This window comes from Thermithiobacillus plumbiphilus (assembly GCF_038070005.1).
Classification (GTDB): domain Bacteria; phylum Pseudomonadota; class Gammaproteobacteria; order Acidithiobacillales; family Thermithiobacillaceae; genus JBBPCO01.
Genome location: NZ_JBBPCO010000002.1, coordinates 44,592 through 56,732, shown reverse-complemented (window position 1 = coordinate 56,732; position 12,141 = coordinate 44,592). Strand labels below are relative to the sequence as shown.

The window sequence follows — 12,141 nt, the reverse complement described above, 5'->3', positions numbered from 1 at the left end:
GCCCGCAGCTTAGGTATCAGGAATAATCTGGCTACGTCTGATCGAGCCAACCTGAACCCAAGCGCGGGAGACTGAAGATGAACTGCTTGATGAGCGCCTGGGACAAGCACGAACGCGAACTGCGCGGCTGGCTACGCAGCCGGCTGGGCAATCCGCACGATACCGAGGACATGCTGCAGGATCTGTTTCTCAAGGCCATGCGCCAGGACGAGAAATTCTGCGAAATCGCCAATGCCCGCGCTTGGCTGTTCGAGGTGGTCAGGAATGCGGTGGCTGATCGCCTGCGCATGAAGAAGGAACAGGTGGAACTGCCGGACGATCTGGCGGCCGAACTGGAAGAAACGCCCGCCATCGAGTCGCTTGCCGCCTGCCTGCCGCGCGCGCTGTCCGAACTATCGGAGGAAGACCGCGACGCCATCACCCGTTGCGACCTCGACGGCATGAGTCAGGAGGATTATGCGCGTCTCAAGGACCTCACCCTGCCTGGTGCCAAGTCGCGCGTGCAGCGAGCCCGCAAGCGTCTGCGCGAACACCTGAGCGATGCCTGCCAAGTGAAATTCGACGACGCGGGCAAGGCCTGCTGCTTCGTCCCGCGCGACGCCAAAACCTGATTTCGTTTTTATTGTCATAGCCCTGCATCCTTTTGCCAGGTTATTCGTCTTCTTGTTTATTCGTCTTCTTGTTGAAGACATAAACGGAAGTCGCCCATGCACGCATTCGCCCTTCAGCTTAAACGCTGGCCCAGCCGGCAGCCGATCCTGTTCCTGGTCGTGGCCGCCGCGATCTGGTTCGCCCTCTATCAGGCGCTGATCCCGGCGTCCGAAGCGCTGGTCGCTGCGCTGCCGGTCGAACGCGACAGCCATCTGGGCGGCGCGCTGCAATTCTTCCTGTACGACACCCCCAAGGTGCTGCTGTTGTTGACCGGCATCGTCTTCGTCATGGGCATCGTGCATACCTTTGTCTCCCCGGAACGCACCCGTGCGCTGCTTTCCGGGCGACGGCGCGGCGTGGGCAACGTCATGGCGGCCAGTCTCGGCATCGTCACGCCGTTCTGCTCCTGCTCGGCGGTGCCGCTCTTCATCGGCTTTCTGCAGGCCGGCGTGCCGCTGGGGGTAACCTTTTCTTTCCTGATCTCCGCCCCCATGGTGAACGAAATCGCGCTGGCGATGCTGTTCGGCCTGTTCGGCTGGAAGATCGCTGCGCTGTACCTGCTGATGGGGCTGGCCGTCGCCATCGTCTCCGGCATCGTCATCGGCGAGCTTCACATGGAGCACCACCTGGAAGACTGGGTACGCGCCATGCAGAACTCGCAGGTTCCGTCCGCCGCCGTCGAAGGCACGATGAGTTGGGGCGAGCGCATCGAAAACGGTTTCCACCATGTGCGCGAGATCGTCGCCAAGGTGTGGATCTACATCGTGCTTGGCGTGGCATTGGGCGCCGGTATCCACGGCTACGTGCCGGAGGATTTCATGGCCTCGATCATGGGCAAGAATGCGCCGTGGTGGTCGCTGCCTGCCGCCGTGCTGATCGGCGTGCCGATGTACACCAACGCGGCGGGCGTGATCCCCATCGTCCAGGCGTTGCTCGCCAAAGGCGCGGCACTCGGCACGGTTCTGGCATTTATGATGAGCGTGATCGCCCTCTCGGCGCCGGAAATGATCATCCTGCGCAAGGTGCTCAAGCCCCGGCTGATCGCCACATTCGTTGGGGTCGTCGCCGCCGGCATTTTGCTGGTGGGCTATGTGTTCAACGTATTGATTTGATTTTCCACACAAGGAGTCGCAGCAATGAAAGGTAACAAAACCGTTCGCATGATATCCGCCATGATCCTGATCGCGCTGGCGCTGACCCACTTCACCGGGCAGATAAACCTGCTCGCCCCTACCTGGCTGTGGCTGGCGGCCTTCGTCGGCCTCATGGCCCTCCAGGCCACCTTCACCGGTTTCTGCCCGGCCAGCAGGATGCTGGGCGAAGGCAGGAAATCCGGCACCTGCTGCGGCAGCTAGGATGAGGATGACAGCATGAGCGAAGCACCCTTGCACCCTTCCATCGTGGCCCTGGTGTCGCTGGCGGCGAACATCGCGGTTAACTACCCCAAACAAGGCCTGTGTCAGGTCGACCGTCTACGGCAACCCGGGCTATCGCAGGCGCACATCGACCCGGTCGTCGACATCGCCCGCCACATCCGCGACGAAGCGGGCGAGAAGCTCAATTTCAGTTTCGATCAGGCGATGGCGGGCATCGTTGCGCCCGCCGCCGCAGCCGAGGGCGAGGCCTGCTGCACGCCCACCGCCGCGGGTCAGTCCTGCTGCTGATTTTTTACTTTCTGGAGAACACCATGAGCACCCAAATCAAAGTACTCGGCACCGGCTGTGCCAACTGCAAAACCACCCTCAAGCTGATCGAGGACGTCGCTGCCGAAAAAGGCGTCGAGGTGCAACTCGAAAAGATCGAGGACATCCAGGCGATCATGGGCTACGGTGTGATGTCGACGCCGGGCGTGGTCATCGACGGCAAGGTCGTGCATGCCGGCGGCGTGCCCAGCCGCGACAAGATCGCCGGCTGGCTGGCCGGTTCGCTCAGCGCGCCGCAAGCTGCGCCCGCAAGCTGCGCCCGCGAGCGGCGGTTGCTGTAGCGGCGGCAAGTGCTGCTGAACCTCGTCACACACATTCGTCTATACCGGTAAGCTCATCCGCCATTCCGTGCAGGGCGGCCACATACTTGGGGCGCTCAACCTCGTCAGCTTGGACGCGACCGAGGGCGCCACGCAAAAGTAGTTCAGCCCCGAAAATATGGCCGAATTCTACAAGGCTGTGCCCAAGGACAAAACCGTATAGTCTAAGCGGCCAGAGTAACGCGCTTGCATCGTTTTGATAGTTGTAGTAGCATTTAAACATGGAAAAGCAAGCCGCAACATCGATCTTCGAATCCCTCTCATCGGGCCTGCGCTTGGACGTATTCAGGCTGTTGGTCAAGAAGGGACCGGACGGCATGGTGGCAGGCGAGATTGCTAACGCGCTGGATGTACCGCCGGCCAACCTCTCCTTTCACCTCAAGGCGCTGTCGCAAGCTCGCTTGGTGACCGTTGAGCAGGAGGGCCGTTTCCAGCGTTACCGGGCGGACATCCCGTTGATGTTGGATTTGATCGCATACCTCACCGAAGAATGCTGTTCGGGTAGTCCCGATCAATGCCTTGAACTGCGTACCACCTCTAAATGTTCAGAGGAACTCTTGCCCCTAGCCCCCACCACAAGGAAAGCAACGACATGAATATTCTGTTTCTTTGTACCGGTAATTCCTGCCGTTCCATCTTGGCGGAAGCGACCTTCAACCACTTGGCGCCGACAGGCTGGAAAGCGATGAGCGCAGGCAGTCAGCCGACCGGGACGGTCCATCCGCGTTCCCTGGCGCTCCTGGCGCGTGAAGGTATTGCTACGGACGGATTGCACAGCAAATCCTGGGATAACCTGCCGCTGGTACCGGATGCGGTCATCACTGTCTGCTCGAACGCCGCAGGAGAAACCTGTCCGGCTTACCTGGGCCCAGTTGTGCGGGCGCATTGGGGTGTTGACGATCCCGCACATGCCACAGGGACCGAAGCGGAAATCGAAGCCGCGTTCACGACGGCCTACCGTATCTTGCGGCATCGTATCGAAGCCTTTCTCGCGTTGCCCTTGGCGCAGCTCGAACACGACCGGACACGCTTGAAGGCGGAACTGGATCGGATTGGGGCGCTTTCGGCGTAGTTTTTTTGTCTGACATTTGAATACTTGATGGAGATTTGAAATGAAAAAGATCGAAGTGTTTGACCCGTCATTGTGCTGCAGCACCGGGGTATGCGGCGTGGATATTGACCAGGCTTTGGTGACTTTTGCCGCCGATGTCGATTGGGCGAAGCAGAACGGCGCGCACATCGAGCGCTACAACCTGGCGCAGCAACCACAGACGTTTGCCGACAACGCGACCGTCAGAGGGTTTTTGCAGCGCTCCGGTCAGGACGCGCTGCCACTAATCCTGGTCGATGGTGAAGTGGCTCTCGCGGGGCGTTATCCGAAGCGGGCTGAATTGGCCCTCTGGATCGGCATTGATCAACCGGCAGACGCCGCCAAGCCGACAACGGGCGGTTGCGGCTCCGGCCCGCGTGGCTGCTGCTGAACACCATGGAGAAAATGACAATATGGAGAAAATGATGATGAAATTCCTGCAACAGCCTCCCCGCTACCTCTTTTTCACCGGCAAGGGCGGTGTCGGCAAGACCTCGATGGCCTGCGCCACGGCCATTCAGCTGGCTGAAGCCGGAAAGCGCGTCCTCCTGGTCAGTACCGATCCGGCCTCCAACGTCGGGCAGGTATTTGGTGTTGACATCGGCAATCGCGTCACACCGATTCCGGCGGTTCCACGTCTTTCTGCCCTTGAAATCGATCCCGAGGCAGCGGCCAGTGCCTATCGGGAGCGCCTGGTCGGCCCGGTACGCGGCGTGCTTCCTGATGATGTGGTGAAGGGCGTCGAAGAATCGTTGTCCGGCGCGTGCACCACCGAAATCGCCGCCTTCGACGAGTTCACCGCGCTACTGACCGACGCGGCGCTCACGGCTGATTACGAGCACATCATCTTTGATACGGCGCCCACTGGCCACACTATCCGCTTACTGCAACTGCCCGGCGCATGGAGCGGCTTTCTGGAAGCCGGCAAGGGCGATGCCTCGTGCCTCGGCCCACTGGCCGGTCTGGAAAAGCAGCGTACCCAGTACAAGGCGGCGGTTGAAGCCTTGGCCGATCCGCTGCAAACCCGTCTGGTGCTGGTCGCTCGCGCCCAGCAGGCGACCTTGCGCGAAGTGGCCCGCACCCATGAAGAACTGGCCGCCATTGGTCTCAAACAGCAACATCTCGTCATCAACGGCATCCTGCCGCACATCGAAGCCGCCACTGACCCGCTGGCCGCAGCCATCCACGAACGCGAACAAAAGGCGCTGAATAAGCTCCCGGCTGCGTTGACAGCGCTTCCGCGTGACCATGTAGAACTCAAGCCCTTCAATCTCGTCGGCCTCGATGCGCTGCGGCAGTTGCTGACCGACCTGCCACCGCAAGCTCCCGTCGCCGTCGATTCCCCGATCGAACTCGCCGAACCCGGCGTGGCCGACCTGATCGACGGCATTGCGGCGGATGGACACGGGCTGGTCATGTTGATGGGCAAAGGGGGCGTGGGCAAGACGACGCTAGCCGCCGCCATCGCCGTCGAACTCGCTGATCGGGGCTTGCCGGTGCATCTGACCACGTCCGATCCGGCAGCCCATCTGGGCGAAACCCTGGCCGCCTCGCTCGACAATCTCACGGTGAGCCGGATCGATCCGCATGCCGAGACCGAGCGCTATCGCCAGCATGTGCTCGAAACCAAAGGCAAGGATCTCGATGCCGAAGGCCGTGCCATGCTGGAAGAAGACCTGCGCTCGCCCTGCACGGAAGAGATTGCGGTCTTCCAGGCGTTCTCGCGCGTCATCCGCGAGGCCGGTAAAAAGTTCGTGGTGATGGACACGGCGCCGACCGGGCACACCTTGCTCCTGCTCGACGCGACGGGCGCGTATCACCGCGAGGTGACGCGACAGGCGGGCAAGAGCGGCGTGAGCTTCACAACGCCGATGATGCAATTGCAGGACCCGAAGCAAACGAAAGTCCTCGTCGTCACGCTGGCGGAAACGACGCCGGTACTGGAGGCTACCCACCTGCAAGCCGATTTGCGCCGTGCCGGAATCGAGCCGTGGGCCTGGATCATCAACACCAGTGTGGCGGCGGCTTCGGCCAGGTCGCCCTTACTGCGTCAGCGTGCGGCCAACGAACTGCGCGAAATCAGCGCCGTGGCCAATCAGCACGCGAACCGTTACGCGGTTGTTCCGCTTCTGAAGGAAGAACCGATCGGCGCAGAACGACTGCGTGCGCTTGTCAAGGTGAACGTCAAATGATGCCTTCTACTGTCACCCCTGAATTCCCCGCAGCCGGGGAATTCCACCTCAGTTTGCGCGTCGCCGATCTGGGTCGCAGCACCCGCTTTTACAGCGCCTTTCTGGGTGTCTCGCCCAAAGACAGCACGGCGCGGTACAGCACCTTCATCGTGCCGCATCTGCGACTCAACCTGGTGTTGCTGGTCAATGATCGCGACGAGGCACTCGACACCTACAGCCTCTACCACCTGGGCTTGGGTGTGGCCGGAAAAGCCGAAATGCTCGCCGCCTATCACGCCGCCGTGGCGGTGGGCGCCGAGATCGTCAAGCCGCCGCGCACGACTTGGCGCGGCATCCCGCTGCACGAGCTGTGGCTGCGCGACCCCACCGGTTACCTCATCGAGGTCTACGCCCGCTTGACCGATGAAGAACTCGCAGAAATGCCTGCGGACAAGGAGCCGGTATTCCTGCTCGATGGGCAAACCGAGCAATCTGAGCACCAAACCAAGGAGATTGACCATGTTGATCCGGAATTTCATGACGCCCGATCCGGTAACCGTTCAACCTGAAACTCCGGTTGAGGACATCGCAAGACTGCTGCTGGCTCATCGCATCAACGGCGTACCGGTGGTCAACGGCGCGGGTCGGCTGATCGGCGTTGTGACTGGGGAGGACTTGATTCACCGGGGCGCGGACGAACGGCTTGAACCCGGTGAAACGGCTTGGAAGGAGAACTTCTGGGTTTCCTTCCTTGGCCCAAAGGGGACACAGCGCGACAAGGCTGAGGGGCGTACCGCCGCAGAGGTGATGACCACGGAAGTGCACAGCGTCGCGCCTGACATGCATCCGTCCGTTGCAGCCCGGCTGATGGTGGATCATCACGTGACGTCCCTTCCTGTCGTGGAAGATGGCAAAGTGATCGGCGTCATCTCCCGGATTGACCTCTTGAGCCTTCTTGATGAACTCGAAAACCCGCTGAAAAGAGAGAATTGACGTGATTGCCGCCCTACTGATTTTTCTTGCCACTATCGTCCTGGTGATCTGGCAGCCGCGCGGGCTGGGCATTGGCTGGAGTGCGACGCTTGGCGCTGTCGTGGCGTTACTGTCCGGTGTCGTTCACCTCGGTGACATTCCTGTCGTCTGGCAGATCGTCTGGAACGCCACGGCCACCTTCATTGCCATCATCATCATTAGCCTGTTGCTCGATGAGGCTGGTTTTTTCGAATGGGCGGCCTTGCACGTCACACGCTGGGGTGGCGGAAAAGGACGTCTGCTGTTTGCGCTGATCATCCTGCTGGGTGCAGCTGTCGCCGCGCTTTTCGCCAACGATGGCGCAGCCCTGATTCTCACGCCCATCGTTATGGCCATGTTGTTGGCACTGGGGTTCAGTCCAGCGGCAACGCTCGCCTTCGTCATGGCGGCCGGTTTCATCGCAGATGCCGCCAGCCTGCCGCTAGTCGTATCCAACCTGGTCAACATCGTCTCTGCCGACTTTTTCAAGATCGGGTTCAATGACTACGCTGCGGTGATGATTCCGGTGAATATTGTCGCCATCATGGCCTCTCTGGCCGTGCTGTCGGTCTATTTCCGCCGCAGCATCCCGGCACGCTACGACGTGAATCAGTTGAAACAGCCGAATGAGGCCATTCGCGATGTGGCCACCTTTCGTTTCGGCTGGGTGGTTCTGGTGCTGCTGCTGGTCGGATTCTTCGGCCTTGAGCCGCTGGGCGTGCCGGTTAGCGCCGTGGCTGCCGCAGGCGCCCTGCTGTTGCTCGCAGTCGCTGCGCGCGGGCATGTCATCAGCACCCGCAAAGTGATCCGTGAAGCGCCCTGGCAAATTGTCGTTTTCTCGCTGGGCATGTATCTCGTGGTCTATGGGTTGCGTAACCAGGGCCTGACGGAGCATATCGCAAGGCTGCTGGATTACTTCGCACAAGGCGGTGTATGGGGCGCCGCCTTTGGCACTGGCTTCCTCACAGCGCTGCTGTCCTCGGCGATGAACAACATGCCTACGGTACTGGTGGGCGCCCTGTCCATTGATGCCACGAGTGCAACCGGTGTGGTCAAGGACGCGATGATCTACGCCAATGTGATCGGCAGTGACCTGGGGCCGAAGATCACGCCGATCGGCTCGCTGGCGACGCTGCTTTGGCTGCATGTGCTGGCGCGCAAGGGTATGACGATCACATGGGGGTATTACTTCAAGGTGGGCATTGTGCTGACCGTCCCCGTATTGGCGGCGACCCTGGCAGCACTGGCACTGCGCCTGAGTCTCGGTTGATGCATGTGGTTCTGGCGAGCGTCCGATGGTCGATGAGTCCAGCCAGACTCACGAGCTGGTGTTGCAAGCGGTCTTGCTGGCGCCAAAGCGCTATCAGCACCGCTCGCCGGTCTTCCTGCACTCGGTCCGGGATTGGCACTTCACCCCTCCACTCCGATCTCATAGTTATCAGATCCGGATTTGTGGGATAAGTTCTAGGAAACCGGCGGCGACTCATTGGCCTCTTGCACTTGGATGTCGAGCTTGCGCATTTTCTGCCATAAATTCTTCCGCGAGATGCCCACAGATTGCGCGGTATCGCCGATTTTCCAGTCATGCCGCTCCAGCGCTGACAGCAAGAATTCTTTTTCCTGCCCTTCCAAATACTCATTGAGATCGTTTGAGGAGAGGCGTGGATCTATATCGCCGACTAGATGGTTGGATTCTGGAAAGAGATCCTCCATCGTGAGTGCTGGACTACTGGATAATATGCAAGCACGTTCAATAACGTTCTTCAATTCACGTATATTGCCGGGCCATGCGTAACTGACGAGCGCCTGTCGCGCTGACGGTTGAAGGTCTTTTTGGGGCTCCATGTGATGGTCAGCGTACTCTCGCAGAAACCGATCAGCGAACCACAAAGTATCTTCTTTGCGCTCGCGCAGTGGTGGAACCTTCAAGTGAACCACATTAATTCGATAGAATAGGTCTTCGCGAAACTCGCCTCGCTCGACCATATCTTTCAAGTCCCGATTGGTTGCACAGATAAGTTTAAAATCCAGCGGGATGGGCTTTTCACCACCCACGCGCCGTATAGACCGCTCTTGCACAGCTCTTAGCAGTTTGACCTGCATGGCTAACGGCATCTCGCCGACTTCATCCAGAAACAGCATGCCCCCATTGGCTTGTTCAAAATACCCCTTCTTCATGCGCAAGGCGTTGGTGAATGCTCCTTTCTCATAGCCGAATAATTCGGCCTCGTAGAGGTTCTCGGGGAGGGCCCCGCAGTTCACGGCCACAAACGGCCGTCGCTCTCCGTTTCCTGCCAGATGCAGGGCGTATGTAACATGTTCTTTGCCTACACCGGACTCTCCGGTAATGAGCACGGTCTGGGCACGTTGAGCAAGGCGGGGGAGCATGTCTTCAATCCGTCGCATTGCGGCAGAAATCCCAAGGGCGGTGCCGCGTACCGCAGAGATCGTTTCGCAGGTACTCACATCGTTGCGGCAAAGCAGGTGGATTTTCTCGATGAGTTGACCCAAGTCGAACGGCTTTGAAACGTAATCGGCTGCGCCCAGTTTCAGTAGTTGGACCGCACGATCGATGGAACCGTAACCGGTGATGAAAATAAAAGGGGGTATTGTCGAAAGGGTTTCCTTGATGCGTCGAAACATCTCGCCGCCGTCGCAATCCGGCAGGCGAATATCGCAAATGACCAGGCTGTAGCGGCAATGGCGAATCGCTTCAAAGGCACTTTCGCCATCCCGATACCATGCACAGTCAATCCCCTCCAAGGCAAAACGATCGCATAGGGAAGCTCCCATGATCTCATCGTCCTCAACCAAACATACTTTAATGTTTCGCATGCTCAAGACTCTATAGGCAACACAATGTAGAAGGAGGTATGTCCGGGGATGCTGCTAACTTGGATCTCCCCGTGCAACTGGGTGATGACCTGATAAGTAACCCACAGTCCCAAGCCATGGCCAGCTTGGTCATAACCCACGAATGGCTCGAAAATGTGTTTCATTTGCTCAGCCTCGATATATTGGCCGTCGTTTTCAACGGTGATAGTAAACGTATCTTGGTTCAGCAATAAAATACAACGTATTTGCCCCCCCAAATCCGCCGCGCGAATAGCATTCAACAGTAAGTTGATGAGCACTTGGCGAATGGGGGTAGCGGGAAGTGGTAGATTATCCTGGACCCGATTTTGCCAATCCAGCCGAATCTGCTTTTTGGCAACTTCTGGAGCCACCAGGACATGCACGTCATCCAGGTCCTTCCAGGTCAGCGAGCGAGGCTCGATGCGAGACTCTACCAGCAGAACCGATATAGCGTCCTTGATCTGCAGCAAGCCGCGCTCCAGAAGCGCGATGGTCCTTTCAGTCAATGGATCGACATGGCCATGGCGCTTGAGGGTACTGATTGCATTGAGCATGCCGCCTAAGGGATTGTTAATTTCATGGGCAATCCCGGCGCTCAGGCGACCGATGGCAGTCAGGCGTTCGGATACGACGAGATGCTGCTTTAATGCCTCACTTTCTTGCAGCACCTCTAACATTTTTTTGAACTGTGCGGCCAAGCGGCCGATTTCATCCTGCCCTTCGTAGAGTTCGCAAGAGATCTGATCCGGGGGAACATGGCCCACATGACCCAGACAAGCGGCCAAGTCAGCGAGCGGCTTAGCGAACCGTCGTCCCCAATACCAGCCAAGCGGTATGAGAATGATCAGAATCAAGAATGTAATGATAACACCAATGATCAAACTCGATTCAATGCGTCGCCAAAGGTCCTGTTTTCTATATACCAGCAGCAGAGTCCCAATTCTGACGCTGTCGGAAATGATAGGAGCTGCGTAATATATGCTGTCACCAAATTCGTGGCCCGCAAATTCAAACGGGGAAGTATTGGATAACAGGCTCGCACTGATCGCAGGGATTGACATATTTGGCCCATGGTCAAAACGCGCCAGCATGGGATATTTCTTGGGGTCGGTCGAGACGAAAACTCTGTGGTCAGCATCGAGAACGACTACCAGAGCCGGGGCCCAGATATTGCCCTTGGGAATGTTTTTAATTGGCCAGTTGATGGTTTCAAATGCATGCCAGACTTCATCGTGCTGCAAATCGGGAATGAGTGTACTAATCAGAATATTTCCGAGGCTATAGACATTTAGCAAAAGATCCCTACGGAGGTCAACATAAGTCTTGAAACTTAAGGAGAGTGTCACAATCACTGCGCTTGCAACAATCAATACGCTGACACGCAAGGGCACAATGGTGCTAAAAGAAATATTACGCAGCATGGATTTTGCTGTTGACGAATCGCATCATATGATTAATGCTATTGTAAAGCCGGTCTGAGCCCACGATAAAACCATCCAGGTTAAACTGGCGTAAAATGGCGATGCCATGTGGATCACGATGCATCGCAAGTAGCGCATTTTGCAAGCTGAGGAAATCACCGTGATTGACATGAGTGCTGGCTACTATGGGTGGAAAGCCGAACTTTTCGGATTTGGTGACGACCCGGGTACGATGTACGAGATCGGGATTGAGGAGAGCTAGTGTATCGTATACATATCCATCCACTGCCCCGCCGTCCACCAGCCCTGCTGCCACCGCCTCCACGACCGCACGGTGTGCCCACGTGAAAATAGCCTTTTTAAAAAAGAAGCGCGGATCCTCTTGGCGCGCCCAGAGCTTATATTGGGGCACCAGATAACCGGAATTGGAGTTCGGGTCAGAGTAGGCGAAGAGTTTCCCACGCAAATCCAGGAGGGACTGCGTTGTGCGATTCTCGCTGGAAACGATAAAGTAGGATTGATACAGCGGTTGTCCATGAAACAAGGGTACAGCCAGCAAGCGCATATACTCACGCCAGTGGACAAAAGGGTAGCCGCATATCCAGGCAAAATCCAACTTATTCTGAAAGAGCAAACTTAAGATCTCTCCGTAGCTTGAACGCTGGACTAACTGGATCGTTCTACCAAGCCGATACTCCAGATACGCCTGAGTGGCTTGGAGCAGCGCGGTTTGGTCCTCAAGGAAAACAGGCGTTAACCCAATGCGCAATGGCGTTAAGGCTTTGGAAAGCGAAACCTGTGCAAAAGCTGAACCTGGCGCAAGGACCAGCAGGGAAGATGTTCCGACTAGATGGTGCAAAAACCTGCGTTTATCCATGATTTTTTCGACTATTGTCAAGCGAACAAGGGCTAGCAAGC

At 57.8% G+C, this 12,141-nt stretch carries 15 protein-coding genes; 12 read left to right on the top strand and 3 right to left on the bottom strand.

The window, feature by feature from the left end; translation table 11 throughout:
• The first annotated feature begins 77 nt into the window (after nt 1-77).
• The 12 genes from WOB96_RS02260 (at nt 78) to WOB96_RS02205 (ending at nt 8,216) form a co-directional block, all read left to right on the top strand.
• Nucleotides 78-611, top strand: coding sequence for a sigma-70 family RNA polymerase sigma factor (locus WOB96_RS02260; protein ID WP_341369645.1), 534 nt, complete (start codon nt 78-80; stop codon nt 609-611).
• Between the two features lie 96 nt (nt 612-707).
• Nucleotides 708-1,763: a permease gene (locus WOB96_RS02255; protein WP_341369644.1), complete on the top strand. Its 1,056-nt coding sequence runs from the start codon at nt 708-710 to the stop codon at nt 1,761-1,763.
• 24 nt (nt 1,764-1,787) lie between these two features.
• Complete coding sequence (locus tag WOB96_RS02250; RefSeq protein ID WP_341369643.1) at nt 1,788-2,006, top strand: YgaP family membrane protein; 219 nt, start codon at nt 1,788-1,790, stop codon at nt 2,004-2,006.
• Nucleotides 2,007-2,021: 15 nt separating this feature from the next.
• Entirely contained in the window at nt 2,022-2,315 is a 294-nt protein-coding gene (locus WOB96_RS02245) for a hypothetical protein (protein WP_341369642.1), read from the top strand.
• Nucleotides 2,316-2,338: 23 nt separating this feature from the next.
• Nucleotides 2,339-2,635 (top strand): thioredoxin family protein, encoded by a 297-nt coding sequence (locus WOB96_RS02240; RefSeq protein ID WP_341369641.1) that lies wholly within the window; start codon nt 2,339-2,341, stop codon nt 2,633-2,635.
• Between the two features lie 260 nt (nt 2,636-2,895).
• Nucleotides 2,896-3,270, top strand: coding sequence for an ArsR/SmtB family transcription factor (locus tag WOB96_RS02235; protein WP_341369640.1), 375 nt, complete (start codon nt 2,896-2,898; stop codon nt 3,268-3,270).
• On the top strand, nt 3,267-3,746 hold the full coding sequence (locus WOB96_RS02230; RefSeq protein ID WP_341369639.1) for an arsenate reductase ArsC: 480 nt from the start codon (nt 3,267-3,269) through the stop codon (nt 3,744-3,746). Before WOB96_RS02235 ends, WOB96_RS02230 begins: the two co-directional genes overlap by 4 nt.
• 40 nt (nt 3,747-3,786) lie before the next feature.
• Complete coding sequence (arsD, locus tag WOB96_RS02225) at nt 3,787-4,155, top strand: arsenite efflux transporter metallochaperone ArsD (protein WP_341369638.1); 369 nt, start codon at nt 3,787-3,789, stop codon at nt 4,153-4,155.
• Nucleotides 4,156-4,177: 22 nt separating this feature from the next.
• Nucleotides 4,178-5,956, top strand: a complete 1,779-nt coding sequence (gene arsA / locus WOB96_RS02220; RefSeq protein WP_479725475.1) for an arsenical pump-driving ATPase — start codon at nt 4,178-4,180, stop codon at nt 5,954-5,956.
• A complete protein-coding gene (locus tag WOB96_RS02215; protein WP_341369637.1) occupies nt 5,953-6,504 on the top strand; it encodes a VOC family protein in 552 nt (183 codons plus the stop codon). The genes arsA and WOB96_RS02215 overlap by 4 nt, the downstream gene beginning before the upstream one ends.
• Nucleotides 6,455-6,928: a CBS domain-containing protein gene (locus WOB96_RS02210; protein WP_341369636.1), complete on the top strand. Its 474-nt coding sequence runs from the start codon at nt 6,455-6,457 to the stop codon at nt 6,926-6,928. The genes WOB96_RS02215 and WOB96_RS02210 overlap by 50 nt, the downstream gene beginning before the upstream one ends.
• 1 nt (nt 6,929) lies before the next feature.
• Entirely contained in the window at nt 6,930-8,216 is a 1,287-nt protein-coding gene (locus WOB96_RS02205; RefSeq protein ID WP_341369635.1) for an arsenic transporter, read from the top strand.
• 194 nt (nt 8,217-8,410) lie between these two features.
• Here WOB96_RS02205 and WOB96_RS02200 read toward each other — a convergent pair whose 3' ends face one another.
• Genes WOB96_RS02200 through WOB96_RS02190 form a run of 3 tightly spaced genes read right to left on the bottom strand, consistent with a single transcriptional unit; the run spans nt 8,411 to nt 12,100 of the window.
• Nucleotides 8,411-9,781 carry a sigma-54-dependent transcriptional regulator gene (locus tag WOB96_RS02200; RefSeq protein WP_341369634.1) on the bottom strand — a complete coding sequence of 457 codons (1,371 nt, stop codon included), beginning with the start codon at nt 9,779-9,781 and terminating at the stop codon, nt 8,411-8,413.
• Between the two features lie 2 nt (nt 9,782-9,783).
• Complete coding sequence (locus WOB96_RS02195; protein WP_341369633.1) at nt 9,784-11,223, bottom strand: sensor histidine kinase; 1,440 nt, start codon at nt 11,221-11,223, stop codon at nt 9,784-9,786.
• The gene (locus tag WOB96_RS02190; protein ID WP_341369632.1) at nt 11,213-12,100 is read right to left on the bottom strand and encodes a substrate-binding domain-containing protein; all 888 of its coding nucleotides are present in this window, start codon (nt 12,098-12,100) and stop codon (nt 11,213-11,215) included. The genes WOB96_RS02195 and WOB96_RS02190 overlap by 11 nt, the downstream gene beginning before the upstream one ends.
• Nucleotides 12,101-12,141 lie beyond the last annotated feature (41 nt).